General features: G+C 57.9%; 15 protein-coding genes. 7 read left to right on the top strand and 8 right to left on the bottom strand.

The genetic code is table 11. The features are described 5' to 3' along the window. Positions 1-9 precede the first annotated feature (9 nt). From IPM39_11530 to IPM39_11515, 4 genes are all read right to left on the bottom strand, one after another. Positions 10-1,047 (bottom strand): sugar ABC transporter permease, encoded by a 1,038-nt coding sequence (locus tag IPM39_11530; GenBank protein MBK8986694.1) that lies wholly within the window; start codon positions 1,045-1,047, stop codon positions 10-12. Between the two features lie 73 nt (positions 1,048-1,120). Continuing rightward, entirely contained in the window at positions 1,121-2,431 is a 1,311-nt protein-coding gene (locus IPM39_11525) for an ABC transporter substrate-binding protein (GenBank protein MBK8986693.1), read from the bottom strand. A gap of 199 nt (positions 2,432-2,630) precedes the next feature. Further along, positions 2,631-4,949 (bottom strand): glycoside hydrolase family 65 protein, encoded by a 2,319-nt coding sequence (locus IPM39_11520; protein ID MBK8986692.1) that lies wholly within the window; start codon positions 4,947-4,949, stop codon positions 2,631-2,633. Positions 4,950-5,492: 543 nt separating this feature from the next. Continuing rightward, complete coding sequence (locus IPM39_11515; GenBank protein ID MBK8986691.1) at positions 5,493-6,509, bottom strand: LacI family DNA-binding transcriptional regulator; 1,017 nt, start codon at positions 6,507-6,509, stop codon at positions 5,493-5,495. 384 nt (positions 6,510-6,893) lie between these two features. On the opposite strand from IPM39_11515, the gene IPM39_11510 reads away from it, so the two are divergent. Further along, positions 6,894-8,168, top strand: coding sequence for a tetratricopeptide repeat protein (locus IPM39_11510; protein ID MBK8986690.1), 1,275 nt, complete (start codon positions 6,894-6,896; stop codon positions 8,166-8,168). 682 nt (positions 8,169-8,850) lie between these two features. Here IPM39_11510 and IPM39_11505 read toward each other — a convergent pair. The 3 genes from IPM39_11505 to IPM39_11495 form a co-directional block, all read right to left on the bottom strand. Next, the gene (locus IPM39_11505; protein ID MBK8986689.1) at positions 8,851-9,486 is read right to left on the bottom strand and encodes a hypothetical protein; all 636 of its coding nucleotides are present in this window, start codon (positions 9,484-9,486) and stop codon (positions 8,851-8,853) included. Positions 9,487-9,626: 140 nt separating this feature from the next. After that, the gene (locus IPM39_11500; GenBank protein MBK8986688.1) at positions 9,627-10,100 is read right to left on the bottom strand and encodes a hypothetical protein; all 474 of its coding nucleotides are present in this window, start codon (positions 10,098-10,100) and stop codon (positions 9,627-9,629) included. Between the two features lie 402 nt (positions 10,101-10,502). After that, positions 10,503-13,634, bottom strand: coding sequence for an Eco57I restriction-modification methylase domain-containing protein (locus tag IPM39_11495; protein ID MBK8986687.1), 3,132 nt, complete (start codon positions 13,632-13,634; stop codon positions 10,503-10,505). Between the two features lie 426 nt (positions 13,635-14,060). Here IPM39_11495 and IPM39_11490 point away from each other — a divergent pair, with 426 nt between their 5' ends. The 4 genes from IPM39_11490 to IPM39_11475 all read left to right on the top strand — a co-directional run bounded on the left by IPM39_11490 (position 14,061) and on the right by IPM39_11475 (position 18,753). Continuing rightward, complete coding sequence (locus tag IPM39_11490; GenBank protein MBK8986686.1) at positions 14,061-15,680, top strand: DUF2723 domain-containing protein; 1,620 nt, start codon at positions 14,061-14,063, stop codon at positions 15,678-15,680. Next, positions 15,574-16,005 (top strand): hypothetical protein, encoded by a 432-nt coding sequence (locus IPM39_11485; GenBank protein MBK8986685.1) that lies wholly within the window; start codon positions 15,574-15,576, stop codon positions 16,003-16,005. Before IPM39_11490 ends, IPM39_11485 begins: the two co-directional genes overlap by 107 nt. Before the next feature lie 940 nt (positions 16,006-16,945). Continuing rightward, positions 16,946-18,433 (top strand): DUF2190 family protein, encoded by a 1,488-nt coding sequence (locus tag IPM39_11480; GenBank protein ID MBK8986684.1) that lies wholly within the window; start codon positions 16,946-16,948, stop codon positions 18,431-18,433. An 11-nt stretch (positions 18,434-18,444) separates the two neighbouring features. After that, on the top strand, positions 18,445-18,753 hold the full coding sequence (locus IPM39_11475) for a hypothetical protein (GenBank protein ID MBK8986683.1): 309 nt from the start codon (positions 18,445-18,447) through the stop codon (positions 18,751-18,753). 134 nt (positions 18,754-18,887) lie between these two features. On the opposite strand, the gene IPM39_11470 is transcribed toward IPM39_11475, so the two are convergent. After that, complete coding sequence (locus tag IPM39_11470; GenBank protein MBK8986682.1) at positions 18,888-20,207, bottom strand: hypothetical protein; 1,320 nt, start codon at positions 20,205-20,207, stop codon at positions 18,888-18,890. 139 nt (positions 20,208-20,346) lie between these two features. Between IPM39_11470 and IPM39_11465 the strand changes: the two genes are divergently transcribed. Both IPM39_11465 and IPM39_11460 read left to right on the top strand, forming a co-directional pair. Beyond that, on the top strand, positions 20,347-21,300 hold the full coding sequence (locus tag IPM39_11465) for a site-specific DNA-methyltransferase (GenBank protein MBK8986681.1): 954 nt from the start codon (positions 20,347-20,349) through the stop codon (positions 21,298-21,300). Beyond that, entirely contained in the window at positions 21,297-22,247 is a 951-nt protein-coding gene (locus IPM39_11460) for a hypothetical protein (GenBank protein MBK8986680.1), read from the top strand. The genes IPM39_11465 and IPM39_11460 overlap by 4 nt, the downstream gene beginning before the upstream one ends. Positions 22,248-22,279: the final 32 nt, after the last annotated feature.

The raw sequence follows: 22,279 nt of genomic DNA, 5'->3' as shown, positions 1-22,279 counted from the left end.
CCTTTGCGCCTAATTGTCTGCTTCGCTGCCGGTGATGCGGCGTTGAATCAGCGTGAGCGTAAAGATGATGATAAACAATACGATGGCAATCGCCGCGCCCAGCCCCATCTGGCTGTTGTTGAAGCCATTGCGGTACACCAGATAGGCTATCGTCAACGTCGTTTTGGCCGGGCCGCCGCTGCTCATCACGTACACCTGATCAAAAACCTGGTATGTGCCGATAAGCCCCAGGGTGATCACAAAGAACAAAGTCGGCCGCAGCAAGGGTAAGGTGATTTTGCGAAACTGCGTCCAGGCGTTGGCCCCATCAATTTGCGCGGCTTCATAGACAAAACCGGGCACGTCTTGCAGCGCCGCCAGAAAAATGATCATCATGGTGCCGATGGTGGTCCAGGTATTCATGATCATAATGCCCGTCAGGGCCACACTGGGGCCGCTGATCCAGCTCCACAGCGTGACGCCGCCCAATTTGCTCTGGGTCAGAAAGTCTGGGGCTGTCTGAATGGTCAGCCCAAACCAACTGAGCACAATGTGGATCAGGCCGCGTGGGTCGGCCATCCAGGCGATGGGCTGCCAGGCGCCAAATGTCAGCGAGCCCAAGACCTGGTTCACCAGGCCGCTTTTTTGGTAGAAGAACAGGAACATCAGGCTGATGGCGACCGATGAGGTGATGGAAGGGAAGTAGTAGGTGGTGCGAAAGAAGCCCTTGAAGCGCAAAAGCGATTGGTTGACGACGACGGCCAGCAGCAAAGAGATGATCGTCTGCATCGGTACGACGCCCAGGGCGAAGTAGGTGGTGTTTTTCAGAGCGGTGAAGAAGTCGGTTTGCCGGATGCCAGATTCGGTCAGGATGGCTTTGTAGTTGTTCAGGCCGATGAAGTTGGCTTCGGCTGGCCGGCTGATGCCGTTCCAATCGGTCAGGCTAAAATAGACGGCCGCAATGATCGGAATGATGATGAACACAGAAAAAATCAGAACTGTGGGGGTCATAAACAGCCAGCCGGCAATGGCATTTTGCCTGTCTTCACCCCGGATGCCGGTTGTCACAGCCATTTGCTGCCTCCTGCTGAGACCTGACAGGCCGCCGCGGCCTGCCAGGTCTGTCTAAACATGGTTTTGCCTACCGGTTCAAAACTTCCGTGCCTACTTCTTGGGCGTTTTGCAGCACCTGTTCGGTGGTCGCCAGACCAGTGAACGCTTCTTGTAAACCAGAGTTCACCGTGTCCAGCACGTCCTGGAAGCCGGGGCGGAACTGCCACGGATAGGCAAAATCGGCGCCGTTTAGGAACGGTTCCAGATCAGGATATTTTTCCAGCCAGCCAGCGCGCAGGCTGGCGCGGGTGGGCATCGCCAGACCCAGGTCGGACCAGGCTTTCATGCCTTCGGGGCCGGTGAGGTAATTTACCAGGCGTACCGAGGCGTCGTGGTTGGCGGCGTTGGTTGGCACACCGTAGCAAACGGTGAAGGACATGGTGGCGTCGCCGCCCGGTCCGGCCGGTAGTTCGGCTACGCCGAAGTTAACGTCGGGGAATTGGTCACGCAGGAAGGAGACAATCCAGTTGCCTTCTGTGGACATGGCCGCCTGCTGTTTGCCAAACGCTTCGCCGGGCCAACCGCTGTCCAGGTCGGATGGTTGGGCGGCAAAACCGTCTTGTACCAGACCCACGTAGAAATCCATCGCTTCTTGTGCTGCTGGCGAATCCAGGGTCATGGCCGTGAAGTCGGCGTTGGTGATGGCCCCATCGGCCTGATAGAGGAAGGCGATCCAGCGGGCCATGTCGGCGCTGAGAACGATGCCGTAGACGCCGTTGTCGCTGTCTGTGAGGGCCTCGGCTGCCGCGCGCAGGTCATCCCAGGTCCAATCGGCCGTGGGGTAATCCAGGCCGGCCGCATCGAACATGTCTTTGTTGTATTGTAAGGCCAGGGTGCTGAAATCTTTGGGCGGGCAGTAGAACGTGCCGTCCAGGGTGAAGGCCTGGCGCAGGTTGGGGTAGAAATCGTCTACGTCTTCCAGTTCATCACCGATGGGCGCAATGGCATTGGCGGCGACGAAATCGGGCAGTTTGAAGCTGTCAATGTAGAAAACGTCGGGCGGCGCGCCGCCGGCCAGGCTGGTTTGCAGCTTGGTGTCGTAGTCGGGCACGAGCAGCAGGTTGGCCTGAACGTCGCTGTTGGCGGCGTTGAAGTTGTCAATCATTTCTTGCAGACGGCTGTTTTCGGCGTCGGAGCTGGCCCAGCCCATGAGTTGGAGTTGGATGACATCGGCCGCCGGTTGGTCGGTCGGTTGTTCTACCACTGGTTGTTCTACGGCCGTTCCCACCTCAGTGGCTGCTGGCGCTACGGCCGTTGGATCCGCCGCACTGCCACCACAAGCAGCCAACAGAACCCCTACGAGTAACAATACCCACAAAGTTAACAAACGCTTGTTCATTTTCTTCTCCATTTAATCCATTCACTGGTTGATAATTGTGATGCACGCCGGGGAGTAGTGAAGGCGAGATTGCTGTATAATTGGCTCCACGAGGCGCATCGTTGATAAACGGTTTGTCTCTTCATGATTGCCGCGTGTGCCTATCTTTGACCGGACGGAATGCGCGGCAGTCTATGTTTTAAACAGGTGTGCCGAAAACTCATTCAATTTTGGCGATAACCCTTCCTTCTGCATCGCGGCGGATGTCTACCTGTTTGTACGCGCCACGATAGCGAAACTTGAACGCAATGCGCTGCCAATGTTGGGGTAATTGGGGATGCAGAGAAAACGTGCCTTGCTCCTGGCGCAGCCCGGCGAAGCCAAAGACAACCGCCTGCCACACCCCACCGGCCGAAGCGGCATGGATGCCATCCCCGGCGTTGCCACGTGGATTAAGCAAATCTGCCTGCGCGGCCAGCATAAAATGCTCATACGCTTCCTCTGGTCGCCCCATCTCGCAGGCGGCCCAGGCGTGGAAGCTGGGTCCCAACGACGAGCCATATTTGTGGTCGGTGATGGGCATGTAGGCGTGCCAATTGGCCTGCCACGTCCGCTGGTCGAATTGATCGCGGAACAGGCAAAGCAGCATGATCACGTCCGCCTGCTTGAGGACCTGGCTCTCGTTGGCCCCTTCGATGCCCAGAATCACTTGCAGCGATTGGCTGGCGCTGGCAAATAGTTCAGGGTCCAGCCGGTTGCGTTGGAAGAAGCCCTCAAATTGTTCGATAACGGCCGTTGCCCCATCCCACAAAAACACCAAATGCGCCATCACCTCCTGCCAGTGCCGATAGACCTCATCCGTGAGGGCGAGTTCGGCTTCCAAAGCCGCCGCCTTCACCGGGTCGGCCTGCCGCAGCCAGTCGCGTACCTCCAGGGCGGTCTGCAAATGCCAGCGGGCGATATAGTTGGTGTAGCTGTTGTTATCCACGTGGTCGTGGTATTCGTCTGGGCCGATGACGTCGCGGATGCTGTAGACGAGACGGCCGTCTATCTCTTCCCGCTCGGCCCGGCTGCCCCAAAAACGGGCCGTGTCCAGAATCATCTCCGCGCCATAGTCGCGCATAAAGGCATTATCGCCGCTGATCTGCCAATACTGCCGGATGGCGTAAGCCACGTCGGCCGAAATGTGGATTTGAATGTCGCCCGTCCAGATGCGCACCAACTGCGTCGGGTCGCTGAAATGAGGGACCCAGGTTGGCGTCACTTCGTCGCCGGTGGCCGCGCTTTCCCAGGCGTACTGCGCTCCGGCAAACCCATTGCGCGCCGCTTTGCGCCGCGCCCCGGCCAACGTGTGGTAGCGATACAGCAGCATGTTGCGGGCAATCTGCGGCTGCGTATAACTGAAAAACGGCAGGATAAAAATTTCCGTGTCCCAAAAAACGTGCCCCCGGTAGCCATAACCGCTGAGCGTTTTCGCGCCGATACTCACCCGGTCGTCGTGCTGTGGGGCGGCGACGAATAGTTGGAATAGGTTGAAGCGCAGAGCCAACTGCGCCGCGGGGTCGCCTTCAATCTGTACATCGCTGGCCTGCCATACCTGCCGCCAGGCGGCGATGTGGGCGGCGCGCAGCGCGTCGTAGCTCTGGCTGGGCAAATAAGCCTGGGCGCGGGCGACGACGTTTTCGGCTTGCGGCGCGGCATCGCGCCCGGCGGCGTAGGCGATGAGCTTGTCTAGCAGCAGGCTTTGGCCGGGCGGCAGCGTTTGCGTCACATGGATACGCGGCTGGCCGGGGCAAAGTTGGCTCTGTGTTTGTGCCCCCGCCGAGGCGATGACGGCCGCCGCCGCGCCCACATCCATGCTCGTCTTGCGCGTGCGGCTGTGCAGCCAGACCAGGCCATCGTCGGCTGCGCCCTGGTCCAACAAGCGCCAGTGCAGTAAATCCTCGTTGGCGACGTGGCCGTTGATGCCCGTGGTGATGGCGAGATGGCAGGCCTGGTTGACGGCCGTTGCCAGAATTCGCAGCGCGCCCACATGTTCCTGAGCATAACTGGCAAATCGCTCAAACGTCAGGTCTACAATCGCCCCGCCCGGCGACTGCCAGCGCACGTCGCGGCGCAAAATTCCCTGGCGCAAATCCATCTGCCGCTGAAAATGCAAAATTTGCCCCTGGTCCAGCCGGAACGGCGCGCCGTCTACCCAAACGGCCGTATCTAACCAGTCTGGCATATTCACCAACTCGGTAAAACTCACCGGCATGTCGTCGAAGATGCCGTGGGCAAAGGTGATCGGCTGGTCGTCGGGGTGGCCTTCCTCGAAGGCGCCGCGGGTGCTGAAATAACCGTTGCCCAGCGTAAACACGGTCTCCATGTGGCGCTGCCCGGCTGGATCAAACCCCGACTGACAAATAACCCACCGCGGATCAACGGCGGTCAGCGCCTGCAAATCGGCCAGGGTCACATCGGCCAGGCTGTCGCGGCGGTGGGTCAGGGCGGGCAAATCGGCAAATCGGGCGGCCGGCCCCAGCGCCAGGGTAGTCATGCCGGCCGCCAGACCGGCCTGTACCCCGGCGGCGGCGTCTTCCACCACCAGGCAGCCGCCTGGCGGCGTGTTTAGTTTGGCGGCGGCAAAGCGGAACAGGTCGGGGGCCGGTTTCGGTTCGGCCACGCTGTGGCCGTCGGCCAGCAGCGCCAGCCGGTCGGCGATGCCCAGTTTAGCCACGACAACGGCGGCGTTGCGGCTGGCGGAAGCGATGGCGTAAGGGATGCTGGTGGCGTCCAGTTCATCCAGCAGGCGAGCCACGCCGGGCAGCAGGTCGGCCGGGGAAATCTGGGCCAACATCTGCTGGTAATAGCTGTTCTTGCGCTGCATCATATCCAACAGCGCTTCTTCGGGCAGAGAACGGCCGTCCAAAATGATCGCCAGCGATTCGCGGCGCGAGATGCCGCGCAGTTTTTCGTTAATGGCGCGGTCGAAGGACAGACCCTCAGCGTCGGCCAGTTTCTGCCAGGCCAGATAATGGTATTCGGCCGTGTCGGTGATGACGCCATCTAAATCAAAAATAACAGCTTGCAAAGTCATGGTTTAGCTCGATTGGCGGATGATCAGTTCTGGTTTTAGCAAAATCCCTTTTTGGGCGATGGGCTGCCCTTTGATTTGTTTCAGCAGCAAATCCACCACCTGCTGCCCCACCGTGGCGATGGGCTGCCGCACGGTGGTGAGGGCCGGGGTGAAGTATTGGGCCATCGGGATGTCGTCGTAGCCGGTGATGGCGATGTCTTGGCCGACGTTCAGCCCGGCGGCGCTGGCGTCGTTGAGCGCGCCAATGGCGATAACGTCGGACACACAGGCGACGGCCGTTGGCCGGTCTGCCGCCGGCAGCGAGCGGAAATGCTGCATCCCGGCCGCGCCAAACTGCACTGTGTTGCTGCCGCGCAGCACCCAATCGGGGCGCACGGCCAGCCCGGCGCTGCGCAGCCCATCGGCAAAGCCTTCTTCGCGGTAAGCGCCCGCCTCCGACCCTTCCGGCCAGGTGAGCAGGCCGATGCGTTGGTGGCCTCGTTCAATCAGATGGTCGGCGACGATGCGTAATCCGTGACGGCCGTCTATATCCACCCAACAGAAATCCCATTCCGTATTGGCGCGGCCAAAACTGGCAAAGGGGATTCCCTGCTCAATCAAACAGGCGATGCGTGGGTCGTTGTGGTTGGTGTCTGCCAGGATGTACCCTTCCACCTGCCGCCGGTCATACAACTCCTTGTAAATGGCAACGTCGGACGTATCGGTGGCATCCACGAGGAAGGTGAGCAAGTGGTAGCCGTGCTGCTCGAAGGTGTACACGGCATCGTAGAGAAACTGGTCCAGGATGGGGCGGGGGGAATCATCCTGGCTGCGCTGCCAGGCGTAACCGATGAGGTTGCTGGACTGGGTACGCAGATTGCGGGCGCTGACGTTGGGCTTGTAGCCCAGGTCGGCCGCTGCCTGCCAGATGCGCGCCTCCGTGTCGCCGGACACATTGCCCTGCTTATTGAGCACTTTGGAGACTGTCTGGTAGCTGACCCCGACGTGGGCGGCTACGTCTTTGATGGTGATTCGAGCCATGAAGTTGCCCTTTCTCATCTAAAAAGTACGGTTATCGCTTTTAGGCGAACGTTCGCCCGAACGTTCGCCTCTATTAAAGCATAGATAGAGATATGTTGTCAAGAGGCAGCGGCCGTGAGATCTAAAAACCCGGCAGGCGTCCTGATTGACTGACAAAACTTATCTAACCGCGGAGAACGCAGAAAGCGCGGAGGCTGTACCAGAAAAAATCTCCGCGCTCTCCGCGGTGAAAATCTGAGATTTGTCAGTCAACCAGCAGGCGTCAGAAGGCTTGCCAGGTTTTGCAACCCACATTGTGATGTCTCCGTGAAATCTAGGGATGGCCGCGGCTTTGGGGTGTACCCAGGTTTTTGATTGTGCTACACTTCGCCCTGGAGAAAAAAGATGGATGTAGCACACTTAGCACAGCTTTTACAGCGCGCAACCATCGCCCGTGACAACGAGGCGAACGATACGGCCGTGCGCTATTACGCCGAACTGATTGCCCAAACAGAAGGGGGAGCCGCCGAGCCGGGGGTACGGGAGATACGGTTGGAGGCGCTGCGGGAAAACGGCCGTCTCTATCGTTTGCTCGGCCAGCAGCAAGAGGCTCTGGCTTGCTTCGAGCAAACATACATGGATGCCGGTTCTGGCGAGCAAGCCGTAGACGCCCTGACTTTGTTGGCTAACCAACACAACAGCATGGGCAGCTACGATGAGGCCATGCAAGCCTGCCGCGAAGCGCTGCAATTGACCGAAGCCCTGAATTATTCGGCCGGCCGCGCCGCTGCTTTCCAGGTCTTGGGCCGCGCCTACGCCCATCAAGGCCGCACCGAAGAAGCCATCCACAACATGCAAAAAGCGCTGGCGCTTTTTGAGCAAATTGGCAACCGCACAGAGGTTGCCCGCACCAATAGTTGGATTGGCGTTGTGCGTATGGACCAATGGCACATGGACAAAGCGATTCGGGCTTTTCAACGCGCCTTGCAAGAATCCGAGCATGTCAGCCCCATTTTACGCTGCACCATTCTGAATAATCTGGGCGAATGTTATCAATGCCTGTTCGATTTCGAGCAGGCGTTGGCCTACCATCGTGAAGCGCTGGCGCTGATCAGCCAGACGCGCTTTACCATGCCCCAGGATGATCTACTGCGTAATTTGGGGGTGGATTTGTGCCGCATTGGAGAAGTGGATGAAGGCATCGCCCACCTGTACGACGCCTTACGTCTGAGCGAGGCCAACGGCGACCCGGATGTGCGTTTTCAGGTGTTGGATTCTCTGATACACGCTGAACTGGAACGCGGTCGGCCGGATGTGGCTTTGCAATACAGCCAAACGTTGCGCATGGAAGCGGAAAAGAGGAAAGCGCGTCATTTTGAAGCCCGCGCGCTGTATGGTCTGGGCCTGTGCTACCAGCAATTTGGTGAAGGCGTGGCCGCTGAGCAAGAGTGGCAGCAGGCGCTTTTTTTGGCCCATGAAACGCGCCAGCAAAATCTTATCTGGCAGATTCACGCCGGATTGGCGCAAATTGTGGGTATTGCCCCCCTGGCCGCCACCCACAATCGTATTGCCGCCGAGGTAATTGACCAGATTGTGTACCCGATTGAAGAAGATAATTTGCGCCAAAAATTCCTGGCTGCTCCATCCGTAAGGGCGGTGCTGGCTGCACGCCCAGAGTAATGGCCGGCCGCCTGTCAGCCTGTTGCTAAAGCAAAAATTGGCATGGTTCATCGGGCGAAACATCTTCTTTACAAATTTACGCGGCATTGTCATTCCTTCGGCGTTGCTCAGGACAAGGTCTGAGCGGAGTCTTCGGCCCTGAGCAACGTCGAACGGGGAAGCATCCCGCTAACGCTAGAGGAACGGGATGCTTCGGAGGATGCTTCGGAGGATGCTTCGGCAAGCTCAGCACAGGCTCTCAGCATGACACGCTTTTTTGCAAAATTTGTAAAGCACAAATCAACTGAAATGAACCATGCCGGATGTTACTATAGATTGTCAGAAAAACATTTTGGCTGGTAGGGGCGACCCTTGTGGTCGCCCTCGATTGGGCGGGCACAAGGGTCGCCCCTACTATGGTTTCTTCGGAAGAATTTCTTCCGAAGAAAAAAAATTTTCTAGTAAGGAAACGGAGCGATTCTTCCGAAGAAAATTTTTTTTCTAGTAAGGAAACGGAGCAATGCTTCCCAGGAAGAATTTTTTTCTAGTAAAGAAACTTCTCAGCCTTGCGCCTGCCGCCGTAGACTCTAAGGGTTTTGTGCCGAAGGGCTAGACTTCCCCGTTATTGTAGTTGGTTTGGGGCTGGTTTCGATGATTTGAATTCCTTCTGGCGTGAGGCCGCCAAGCTGGTAGGTGATCTGGTTTAGCAATCGCTTTGTTCATCCTCTAACGCGCCCAGCCAGGGAGCCAGGCGGGCTTCGTCCGGGTCGGTTTGGTGGGCTTCCTGGAAGTGGGCCAGACTGCCGTACCAGCCGACAACGGCCGTTTTCCCCACCCGCGTCGCCTTATCATGAACAATCGCGTCGTAGGAGCAGTAGGGCCAGTCGCGGAAATCGTCTACCAGCCCGTGTTTTTGTGGGTTGCGGTGGATGTAGGTGACGAGGTTGTAGAAGTAGCCTTCGGTGGTAACGGGGATGCGGCCAAACGGCCGTTGAAACAGCGCCCCCGTCCGTCCATAGCGGTCATTAAAAGCGCGGGCATAAGCGTTGAAGAAGTTGGAGAAGAATTGATGCGGCCGGTCGGCCTGCGTATGCGGCCAAAAATCACGCAGTTCCGGGTCGCGCAATATCTCCTCGAACGCCTTGAGGTGGAGAAGGAAATGGAAATGATTGGGCAGCAGGCAGTAGGCGTACACGTCAACGATGGGCGCAATGTAATGGGTGAACAGCTTGAGGAAGTAAAGGTAGTTGGCCTTTTCCTGAAAGATGTTGCAGCGGTTAACGCCCCGGTTGTAGATGTGGTAGGTCTGACCAAATTGCAGTTTGGGCATAGTGTGCATCTGCTCCTCCATGTATAGCCCTTTAGACCTGACAGGTCTCCGAAGACCTGTCAGGTCTAAAGGGCGGGGCCACGCGAGACCCGGCGCCGGACCAGACACCTGACAGGTCTCGGAAGACCTGTCAGGTGTCTGGTCCGGGTTCACGGCGCGGCAATAGGCATACGCGGCGGGGCGGTTTGCCAAAGCCAGGCGATTTCGTCATCCGTCAGGCCGTAAGCCTGATTGACCAGATTGGAGATGGTGTTTTCTAATTGGTTGATGTGGGTTTGTCGCTGGCGGACGTCGCCGCTGTATGTTTCGTGGGTGCTTTTCAGGGTGCGGACTGCGGCGGGGGTCAAAAGACCGGCGGCGCGGGGACGCCGCTTCTTGACTTCTTGCGTGAAATCAACGCTGTTGAGCGCGGCGAATGATTCCAGCTTTTGCCCGACCTCGGCAATGCCAAATTCAACGCGCAGCCAGTCCAATAGCTCGCCAATCATGGAACGCTGCTCTTTGGCGAGGGCGATGACCTGAGTAACGGCCGTTTCCACCCCCGCCCGAATCTCATCTGTTGGCTGCGCGATGGGAAGCAATTCCATCAACTCCCCTTTCGGGCTTAATGCCTCATCTTTCATGTGAGGCAAATAACGCCAGTTATGCCACCACATCAAAGGCGAGTTTAGCACAGCAAGAAGATACAGATCATCAACAGGTAGCAAGAAGACCTTGTTATTTATGAAGAAATTTTCTGTATCGTAGCTGTAAGCAGGGTGGAATTGGATTTCTTTGATAGATGATTTTCGGCTTCTCGAACTGCTCATAGTAAGCACAAGACCGAAGTTCCCACCAGAAACGACCTTTGTCCCACCGCTTCATCATTTGCTTTTGGAACGGTGCAAAAAACTTGTAAATGGACGGGTACGTTGCTGCAAAAATTGCTTCCGCTTGTTCGCCAGCATCGCTCCAGGGCCAGACATAATTCTCGCTGGACTTCAAAAGAACCATCCATAGGTCTGCCCATTGTGGAGACCAACGCTTTATATCCTGGCCGCGCAAATATGGCTTGATGATTGCTGCTGCATTCGGATCATCCTGATCAGAAGATTTCGTGTGGCTGTGTCAATCAAAAACGCTTCATTAAATCCGGTTTTGATCCCGTAAAAAGGCGACTGTCCGATAAACTCTCGCAGGGGAAGGCCATTTTGTTTTACTTTGGCCATCAACTGTTCAACCACTTCTGGCTCTAAACTCCAGGGTGCGCTGCTGAAACGACTGTTTAAGACGCGGTAACTATTGCTAGCAATGAAGGAGGCAATCTCTACCTTGTCCAATTCGGCGCGAGGAAATATGCAGATGGTTGTTTTGCTGTCCGCGTTGCCGTGTTCATCTTCCGGTTTCTGCAAAATCAAAATACAGGGAAACGTATCCGCATCGGCAAAAATGGGCGCGTGACCAAAATCCACAATCTCCCTGACGTGGGCGTTTTCCGCCAGATAACCGCGCAAGCCATCGCCATAACCGGCCCGCAGCCATTTGTTGTTGACGATGTAGGAAAGATAGCCGCCAGAACGCAGCCAGTGAAGGCCGCCGTACAAAAAATAAACGTACAAATCGGCCGTGCCTTTGTAGACCGGCTGGTAAGCCTGCGGCAAAAAGGGCTTGATAGCGGCCATCTGCTCCTGCCGCACATACGGCGGGTTCCCAATCACCGCATCAAACCCGGCCGCCTCGCCCAAAGAACGGCCGTATTCATCAAAAAACACCTCCGGGAAAGCCAGCTCCCAATGAAAATAATCGTTCGCCGCCGCCGCCGGATGGCCCAAAAAAGCCGCCGCCTGCGCTGCACTCAACAGGCTCTCCCGCCCTTGCAGCCGGTCGGCCAGGGCGCGGTACTCCTCCGCGCTCAGCCCATTGCCAAAATAGGCGCTCACCCACAGGTCGGCCAGCCGCCGCCAGCGGGCCACGTGCGTCTGCTGGATGTCTCGCCAGGCCGCCTCTTTGGCGTGGACCGTCTCAATGTCGTCGGTCGGCAGGCGCTCAATCCGCATCACGCCGCCCACCGCCCGGAACATATCCTGGGTAAACGCCCCTTCGTCGAACAGGGGAACCTGACAGGTCTGCGGAGACCTGTCAGGTTTGGCCACCCTTTGCGGCGGCGCGGCTAAATCAGCCAACCACGCCCCAATCAGGCTGTCGCCATGTTGCAGGTGATGGTCCAGGAAGGAGAGCGGTTTGTCGGCGGCGGCCGTTTTCAGCCACAGCGACAACTTCGCCAACTCCACGGCCATCGGATTCTTGTCCACGCCATAGATGCACGCTTCGACGACGCGCCGTTTCCAGTAGAGGAGGTCGGAGCTAGAGCTGGAGCTAGAGCTAGAGCTAGAGCTAGAGCTAGAGGAGGAGGGGGTGTACTCATTGGTGGCGAGGGCGCGGGCCAGGTAATGGGTTGCTTCCACCAGGAAGTGGCCGGACCCCATCGCCGGGTCGAGGACGTTCAGGCGCAGGATTTCGGCGATGAAGTGGTTGGCGAAGGTGGAGGGAGAGCTAGAGCTAGAGCTAGAGCTAGAGGAAGAGCTAGAGGAAGAGGCGAGGGCGGCGCGGTGGCGGGCTTGCTCTACGAGGGGGCCGAGGGTGTTGGCGACGATGTATTCGACGATGTAATCGGGGGTGTAGTAGGAGCCGGTCGCTTTGCGCTCCCCTTTGTCGGTGGTCAGGTACAATTCGCCCGGCTGGCGGCGGTCGCCGTAGCTCTTCGCCCGCCCCCTTTGCGCCAGCGGAACCCACGTCTCCACCCCCTTCTGGCTGATCGTCACCATCTCCTCGGTGGCGACGGCCACCTTGTACTCCAGCAGCCCTTCGTAGATGGAGCCTAGCTGGCGCACGTCGAGGGTGCGGTAATCCACCCGCTGATATTCCGGCTTGCCGCCCGCCTGGATGATGCGCCGGGTCGCCAGATAATCAATCGCCTGGGCCAACGCCCGGTCGCCGACAAAGTGGGCCTCCAAAAAAGGATGCTGCGCCGGGTCGAAGAGGCCGCCGTTGTAGCGCGGCAGGCCCAAATCGGCGTTCAATTGGGCGTCCACGCCGCTGATCAGGCGGAACAGTTCACGCAGTTGGTCCCAATAGCGGCGGCCGGTGGTGGGCAGATGGCTTAGCTGGCTGCGCCGGCTATCTATTTTGCCGGCCAATTGTTGCAGCGAATACTGCTCCTGGTAGATGGGCTGCTGGATGGGCAGCAGGGCGCGGCTTTCGCCATAGAAGATGAAGAGCAGGCGATAGAGCAGGTAGAGGCTGTTCTGGTAGACCTCGGCGCGTTGGGCGGGATTGGCGGCGTCCAGGGCGGCGTCCCCGGCGAAGAAGCCGATGATCAGCTGCTCCAGGGCGCGGTAGGCGTTGTCGCGCAAATCGGCTTCCAGGGCGACGGCATAGGCGCGGCTCTGGGCCAGGGCGTCGGCGAGAAAGGTACGGCCGTCGCCCCCCGGCCGGAAGGCGGCCTGGTTGAAGAAGAGCCAGAAGTAGAGGATGACGGCCGTTCCCTTCGTCTCATCCCCTTCCTCCAACGCCGCCAGCAAATCCACCTCAAAGTAAGTCTCCAACGTGCGGGAGGAGGATTTGTGCAGCAGCCGCCAGAAACGGCCGTTGCTCAACATCCCCCACTCCAACCCGGTCAGCGTCAGGTAGGTGTCAATCTGGTACATCGGGTTCTGGTCGGCGAAGATGGGCTGCGCGCCGGTCTTGCGGCTCAGGTTGACGCCCCACTGCTTCACCTCGCAGACAGCCAGAGCGGATTGGGCGTAGGAGAGGCTGTTTTGTTGGGAAACGGCCGTTTGCCGCGCCGCCGCATCGGGGAAAAAGAAAAAGTCCGGCTTCTTGATTTTGCCCTGCCAGCCGGGGATAACCGCCTGCCCCTCCCAATGCGCCAGCCCCAGCCGGGCAAAAATCGGCTTAAACCACTTGTCCTCAAGCTGGTTCTCGTTGTAATGGGGCAGCTGCGCCTTCTCCTGGGCGTACAACTCGCGCAGCCAGACCAGAAAGGCGGCCGCCTGGGGGATGGCCGCCCGCCAGGCATCGCCCCGGCGCAAAATAGCGTCCAGGTAATGGTCAGAAAAGAGGGATTGGTTGTTGTGCGAGGCAAGGCTTAAGGGTAACTGCGGCGAACTGTCGGCCATCTATGCGCTCCTTTGGTTAAGACCTGGCAGGTTTTTGGGAACCTGTCAGGTCTGTAAGGATAGCACCATGTTTGCACTTTTTTCAAACGTATTTTTTCAATATGTTGGGGTAATCGGTAGCAAAGGGGTAAAAGCCGGGTTTACCCGGCGTTGTTTGATAGACCGGCGCTTTAGCGCTGGTCGTCGTCGGTTGCCCGCTGCGCCTGGAGCTAAAGCCCCAGGCTAAAAAACGACGTCCCGTAAACGGGGCTAAAGACGGCCGTGGTGGCCGCGACAAATCCCCCGGAGGCTCCCTCGATGATTGAGATATTACTTTGACAATGTTAGATTAGCCACCTATCCGCGCCGTCGCGCCCCTACCGCAATTGGGTTGCCGCCGAAGGACAGAGCGTTTGGCAGTTACCGGGGATGTTAGATAATTGACGTATGAATCAGATCCAACGCCGCCCAAGCCGGACAGCGCCCTATTTTGCCGCGCCGCGCCGCTTCCTCTGGCCCGCCATCGCCCTGCTGTTCATCGCCGCCGTCTGGCTGAGCAGTTTGCCGCCGCACATCGCCATCGCCAACGACCCACTGCCGGATCCGACGGGCGAGTTTAACGGCTTGTTGCAGCTTTTGGATGATTCGGGCGAATTTGTGATTGCCTGGCACACCTGGGGCGTCACCCACGCGCCCGGCTACCCGCTGCTGGGTCTGGTGGGCAACCTGGGTGTGCGCCTGCTGGACCCGCTGCGGCTTTATCCGGCGGCCGCCGCCAACCTGCTCTCCTTTTTCTTTGCCCTGGGAGCCTTCGTGTTGCTGGCCCGGCCGCTGGCCCGATTTGAAGCGTCGGGAACGGCCGTGGCCGCCGCCTATCTGCTGCCCGCCTTCGGCATCCTCGTCTGGCTTTACGCGGTGGTGGCTGAGGCGTATGCCTTTGGCCTGCTGCTGGCGTTTGGCTCGCTCAGCCTGGCGCTGGCGGTGGGGCAGCAGCCCACCCGGCGCAAATTTCTGCTGTTGGGTCTGCTCTTTGGTTTGGCGGTGGGCCATCACCGCACCCTGGTCTTTCTCGCGCCCGCCTTGCTGCTGGCTGTCTGGCCGGCCAGAGCGTTGGGCTGGCGCATTTGGTTAGGGGCGGCGCTGCTGGCGGCGGCCTCTTTGCCTGGTCTACCTCTATCTACCCCTGGTCGCCTGGGCCGGATCGCCCTGGGTTTACGGCCGTTCGCCCACCACCTGGGCCGGGTTCAGCGACGCTTTTTTCGCCCGCGAATACAGCGCCCGGCTGGCCCCGCCGACGGCTTTGCCAGAGATTGCCGCTGCGCTAAACGGCCGTTTGCGTTTTCTGGCCCAGGAGATGAGTGGGTTCGGGCTGGCTGTCGGGCTGTTCGGTTTTGTCCCCGGTCTGCTGCACGCCGAAACGCGCCGTCTGGCCGGCGTGCTGCTGCTGGCCTTTGGCGGCTACTGGCTGGCCCCCGTCAGCCAGGGTTTGTTGATTCGCTCTTACATGATGATCCTGGTCGCCAGCCTGACGTTGGCCGCCGCCTGGGGGGTGGGGCTGATCGCTTTAGGCCGTTGGCGGCGTTGGCTGCCGGCCATCGGTCTGCTGCTCACGGCGGCCATCGCCCTGAACACCCTGCGCGCCCACCAGCCCTACATCCTCTTCCACACCAAAGACGACACCGGGCGGCAAATTATTGCCGACGCGGCCGCGCTGCCGGGCGAGAGTCCGTTGGTCGGGGAGATTTGGGGGCCGCGCTTCTTCCCGCTGGCTTATGGCCGGTTGGTGACGGGCGAATTGGCCCGAATGCGCCTGCTGGATTTGCGGGCAGACCTCAGCGGCTTGCCGCCGGAGCCGCCGGCGCTTCTGTTTGTCAATCCCAGTGTGCTGTATGCCACCCCACTGGCGCAGTGGCGCGAGAAATATGGCACAGCCGCAGCCCTCAGCAGCCAGGGCCAACGGATGATAGCGGTTCGGCCAACGCCCCTGCTGGCGGCCATCGCCGACCGGCCGTTGGCCGCCACAGACACAGTGCAGCTGCTGGCCGCCCAGGCGGAACTGGCCGATGAGACCAATCTGGCTGTCACGCTGTTGTGGCAGGCGACCGGGCAGCCGGAGCATGATTACAGCGTTTTTGTCCACGTCAGCGACCAGGCGCAGATTCTTGGCCCAGATGATCTGATCGCCCAGGGAGACCGCCGCCATCCGGCTGCCGGTTTTTACCCGACCTCAGGCTGGCAGCCTGGCGAACTGGTTCAGGACAATTACCTCATCCCGCTGCCAGCCAATCGCCTCCCGCGCACGGTGGTGGTGGGCTTGTATACGGTGGATGAAAACGGCCGTTTTACCAACTACCTCAGCTACTCCCTGGCAGCCGTAGTCGGTATTCCGTAGGGCGCTGTCTCTGGCAAATGCCCACGGGAAACGGGATACGGACTTCGGCTTACGGCTGCCAGCAGCCTATGGGAAAGGTAAAAATTGATACACGGATGACACGGATTTACACGGATTTTGGGCATGGTTCATGGTTCTCCCGCAGTTTGTGCTTTACAAATCTAGCCCAAAGAGGTGTCATGCTGAGAGCCTGTGCTGAGCGAAGCCGAAGCATCCCCCGAAGCATCCCGCTCCTCTGGTGGGAAGGGGATGCTTCCCCGTTCGACGTTGCTCAGGGCCGAAGACTCCGTTCAGCATGACAAGAAAGCACGTCATGCTGAGAGCCTGTGCTGAGCGAAGCCGAAGCATCCCCCGAAGCATCCCGCTACTCTGGTGGGAATGGGATGCTTCACTCCGAAGACTCCGTTCAGCATGACAATGCAGCGTAAATTTGTAAAGAAGATGTTGGGTCTTTCGGATCTCGTGGGGTAGCGCTAAATGTAGGGGCGGGTCTTGTACCCGCCCAGTCGAGGGCGACCACAAGGGTCGCCCCTACATCGGGCGCTGCCCCATGAAATCCTGAAGAACCAGAATCCCTAAACTCAGCAGATCGAAATGGTTTTGGAGCGCAGGCGTCTCGCCTGTCAGTGCGGGCAAGATGCCCGCGCTCCGTTTTGATCTACTGAAACGACAAAGATAGTGTTCGTCGCTAACGCCAACTGAAAACTGGTCACTGAACACTGATGACGACTGCCAGATCGTCCTACCCCTTTCAATTGTCGGCAATATCCAGTATGATGTACCAGGATGGATGTCCCCTCAGCCGCGACATAGGTCGCCTGGAAAGAATTGCGCTCAGCCAATTGATTCACACTCGCCGCATCTTCTTGTAACCCCGTTTCCACCCACTGTTCATCCTTTCCCGGTAACACGTAGACAAATAGATCTTCTGGAGAAAAAAATGAAAAGAAAACTATCGGCATATCTGGTAATGGGTATGGTATTGGCGGCGTTGGCATTGGGCGTTGGCTGGGTGTTGGCTCAGCCGTCGCCCATGGCCCCGGCTGTTGAGCCAGTGGCCCCGGCTGTTGAGCCGTTGGCCCCGGCTGTTGAGCCGTTGGCCCCGGCTGTTGAGCCGGTGGGGACAGATTTTACCTACCAGGGTTATCTGGATAACAATGGCAGCGCGGCCAATGCGCTTTTTGATTTTGAATTTATGCTCTACGACGCCGCCGCCGGCGGGAATCAGATTGACGTTACGGCCGTTCGGAACAATATCCAGGTGCAGAACGGGTTGTTTACGGTTGATCTCAATTTTGGCGCATCGGCTTTTGGGCAAAATGCGCGCTGGCTGCAAATTGCGGTACGGCCGTCTGGCGGCGGCGCGTTCACAACCTTGAGTCCGCGTCAGGAACTAACGCCCGCGCCCTATGCCCTGGGGCTGCCCAATGTATATACCAACGAATCGCAAAACTTCGTTGGCGTTGGACGCAATTTCCGCATCTCCGGCAACGAAGTATTCGGCGTGCGCGCCGTTGCCGCCGCCAACCAATACGGTGGTATGTATGTGGAAACGACTAACGCTGGCGCCTGGCCGTTTTATGGCTATGCCACCAATGGCTCTTTCCGGGCCTGGACTTATTATGATGGCGCAACGGGCGATTGGCACTTGTACAATGCCGGCATTCGTCTGAGCGTGCCCAACGAAGGCGGGCTGCGGATTGGTCCCAGCGCCGATTACAGCCTGGTCATCAGCAATACCACCGGCAGCGATGGCATTCGCATCCTCAAAACAGGCGACGACGCTATCCAGATAGGCAGTGCGCCGGACGTTTCCAACTACGGCGTTTATATCCCCAGTCCAGGTGTATCCACTTATGGCATCTGGTCGAACACGGCCAACGCCAGCGGGGAGTGGGCGTTTTACAGTGTGGACAATATTCAGGCGGGCAACGTCTTTGCCCACGCCTATTCGCTGGTCGCCAAAGTAACGGGGGCGACGGCGCTGACAGCCGGAGACGTGGTGGCCGTAGATGGTTTGGCCGACCCACTGCCAGGGGCGCAAAGCGCGCTGCCGCTGGTGCGGCTGGCCGACGATAAGCAGTTCACCGGTGTCATTGGTGTGGTGACGGGGCGATTGGAGTATGCGGTTGCGCCGGGCAAAGAAGAAGAAGGGGAGATGTCTTTGCGCAGCGGCGATGGGCCGGCCAATCCGGGCGACTACGTGGCGCTGACGATATATGGCGTGGCGGAAGTGAAATTGCAGCCGGGCACGGCCGTTCAAGCCGGTGATCGTCTGACAATGGCAGCGGATGGACGGGCACGGCCGTTGCAAACGCGCACTCTGGAAGGCATGGTTGTCACTGAAGGCGCGCCAATCATTGGTACCGTCCTGGAAACGCCCACGGCCGGACAAGACACAATCGCCGTGTTTGTGACACTGCGTTAGGGAGACGGTCCATGAAACGACAACGCACGGTTTTACTTCTACTGGCGGTGGTGTTGTGCCTGACGGCCGTTGCCACTCTCCTGGCGCTGCCGGAACAAGCCCCAAACGCCCTCTCGATTCCCTGGTGGACGGTGGATGGCGGCGGCGGCACAAGCAGCAGCAGCGTTTTTACAGTGAGCGGCGCCGCCGGTCAGTTTGATGCGGGCCAGCAGATGACGGGCGGCTCCTTCACCCTGACCGGTGGTTTTTGGAATCGCACAACCGGTAATATCAGCGGCGGCGAGAGCCAACAAATCTATCTGCCCCTGATTCGGAGGTGAGCCACTGCCATACGCTATAGATTTTCAGAGAAACATTCTGGCTGGTAGGGACGACCCTTGTGGTCGCCCTCTGGCAGACGGGCGGGCACAAGGCCCTCCCCTACACAAAATCATTAACTGAATACCAACTTTCTTTATCGCGCTTTGGCGGGGCGCAGCAGCGGCGTATCGGCCGGCAAAACGCGCTGTGTGTACCAACCCAGATACACAATCTCGGCCAGCGCGGCCATATTCAGGGCGACAGCGGCAGTGGGCAGACCGGGCCATTGGTTGAACAAACCAACGGCCAGGACAACGGCCGTAACCCCCAAATTAATCGCCATGCCCACATTCACCGCTTTGGTCGCCCGCCGATTGATGAGCAGGCCGCGCAGCCAGGAGATAAACGTCGCCAACGCCGGGAACAGCAAGAAATAGACCAGACTGGATTGGGTCAGCGCGCCGACAACGGCCGTCATGTCTTGCACCACATAGATGTAGTAAACCGCCAGCGGAGTGAAGATAAACAGGGCCATCAGACCGGTCATGGTCACGGCCAGGTTCAGGCTGAAACGGCGCAGCGTGTGAAAAGTGCCTTTACGCTCGCTGAGGGCGATGACCACTTCTGGCAGCGCCAGCGCCGCCGCGCGGGCCATCAGCATGATCTGGAACACCACCGGCCAGGCGGCCAACGATTCCACCGGCTGGTCCAGCCGCGCCAGACTAAACGTAACCATCGGCTGGGCCAGCAAAATGAGCAGCGAGGTAGAGGCCAGGGGTAGGTGGAACCAGAAAAGTTCGCGCATGGTCAGGGCTGGCCCGGCGGCGGCGGGCGAATCGGGGGCCAGGTGCCGGCGCAGCAGCGGCCGTACCGCCACCGTGGCATACAGCGCCTCGGCCACCACCCCGGCCATCAGCGCCGTCGCCCCAATGATGATGCCCGCCCAACTGCTGAACAGAGCCAGACAAACGGCCGTGCCACCCGAAGCCAGCAGACGAACGGCCGTGCCCCAGGCCACCTTGCGCGTCGCGCCATAATGAATCATCACCCCTTGTAAAAAGCGCCGCCAGGCAATAGCCGCCGTCCAAAACACCATGATCTGCATCCCCGGCCGCACCCACTGCGCCACTGCCGGCGGCGTGCCCAACCAGCGACGCACAATCACGTCGAACAACGGCGTAAAAGCGACCAGCGCCGCCAAAACGGTCAGGGCAATAGCCCACTGAATGGTAAAACGGCGCAGCAGCAAAAAAGAATGGCGGTCTTTCACCAGCGCCGTCGAGGTCGCCAGCAGGTTGATGATCGGGCTTTCGATGGTCACAGACAGGCTGTTGACAATGCCAAAGGCGGCCAACATGATCACTTCTTGGGGCAGGCGGTTAATGGCCGCGCTGATGATGGGACCTTCGGCCGTCATAAGCAGCCAACTGGCAAACAGGGGCATCCAGAACCAAAAAATGTCTCGTTGTCGCATAGGCGGGGGAGTATAACACGGTGGCCTGATTTCTGTTAAAATGACATCGAAGGCTGAGACACGGTTGACAAAAGATAGCTCTCAACTTATGGAAACTAACAAAAATCCCGATTTGCTGCAAAAAGTATTCAAAGAACCCATGCTCAAGTACGCTCCGGAAGAACAACTCGCCTTGTTTTCGGAAAAACAGCTGTCGCGGGGTGAAATCCAGGCGCTTGCGGCGGAGAAGAATGACGCACCTAAACCACAATTATTGTACCAACACCCGCACGGCTCAATTTATGTGGGTGATTCTGTGCAATGGTTGTCTTCATTACCAACTGAATCGGTTGATCTCATCGTGGCGGACCCCCCCTACAATATCAACAAAGCAGAATGGGATACGTTTGAATCTCATCAGGTTTATGTGCAGTGGTCTTTAAGTTGGATAGAACAGGCTGCCCGTGTGTTAAAACCTGACGGGACGCTTTACGTCTGTGGGTTTTCTGAGATTTTAGCCGATATCAAGTTGCCGGCGTTGAAGTTCTTTGCGGGTTGCCGATGGTTGGTATGGCACTACAAAAACAAAGCCAATCTTCGTTCGGATTGGGGGCGCTCGCATGAGAGTATTTTGCATTTTCGCAAAAGCAAAGAATTCACGTTCAACGTAGATGAGGTGCGCATCCCTTATGGCAACCATACGACAAAATATCCAGATCGGGTGGCGGCCGAGAGCAGCCAATACGGTCACAGCACAGAGGTTTGGAGTCCGCATCCCAGGGGAGCTAAACCGCGAGATGTGATTGAAATACCCACCACCTGCAATGGTATGAATGAGACCACGCCCCACCCCACCCAAAAACCAGAGGAGTTGTTTCGTAAGTTGATTTTGGCTTCTTCCAATGTTGGCGATCTGGTGATTGATCCGTTTTTAGGGTCGGGGACAACGGCCGTTGCCGCCGAACAACTTAAGCGAAAATGGATGGGCTGCGATCTGTCAACCGAATATGGTCAGTGGGCCATAACACGTATTGAACTGGTAAAAGATTGGCCGGTAGACAAGTGGATTGAACACGACCTGACCAATGCCAATCGGAGAAAGGCCATTCGATGACCACAGCCCGATCACTAGAAGAATTACAAGCCAGTGTGCAAGACAAATCCGCTTTTAAGCAATTGGCAGATTACCACGCGCTTACCACTGCGTTTCTCGATCTCTTGGCGCAAACAAAGCCAACGCGCATCATGGCTCCTAACGATCACCGTTACGTCTTCTTTCAATACGGCAAAGAGCATAATTACAAGATTACGCGCCCACTGAACTTCGATTTATTCATTGAAACGGCCGATGAATTCTACACAGCGTTCACACGGTTGATGTTATTCCTTGCCGATATGCGTCAGCAAGGACAAACCGCTGCCGACCTTCCTTCGGTGCAAAGTTATTTGCAAACCAATGAAATCAACAAGGCTGTCTACACAATGCAGCAGTCTATTGGCAGTATTGGCGACTCTTTCACAAACCCCAATCAAAGCCGAAAGCGAATCGGCCAGCTTTTTGAAAACCTGGTTAAGCTGCTCATTCAAGAAATGGGCTTTCCCTGCCAACCACGAACCATTTCTGTGCCTATTCCAGACTCACCAGGTTACAAAATGTCTTATGAGCTTGACTTGGTCATTTCCCAAAAGGGCGCCATTGTCACTTCTGAAAGCGCTTTGCTTCACCCAGACGAATCAATCGGGTCGGTCAAAACCACCAGTAAAGATCGGATTGACAAAATCTTTCTAGACAAGTTTCTCTTGGGCAGATTGTTGGGCAGAGAAATTAAAGTGGTAGCCATCTTTCTGCACGATGTGCAGCGTGCACATATGGCGACCAGTATCTTTGGCGTCAATTCCACCTTCAAGACAAACCATTTTTTAGGCTACACGTTGGCGCTCAACCGCCTTAATGGTGTGTATTATGTCGATCCTCGGCCCGAGATGGTGAGTAATCCGCGACTCAGAAACGAGATTGGCGATCTGCAACGCTTTTTAACCCAGGACATCTGGAACTTGTAATCACCTTTCCCACACACTGTTCAGCTAAAAAG

This window comes from Candidatus Leptovillus gracilis (assembly GCA_016716065.1).
Classification (GTDB): domain Bacteria; phylum Chloroflexota; class Anaerolineae; order Promineifilales; family Promineifilaceae; genus Leptovillus; species Leptovillus gracilis.
This window is presented reverse-complemented; position numbering and strand designations above follow the sequence as displayed.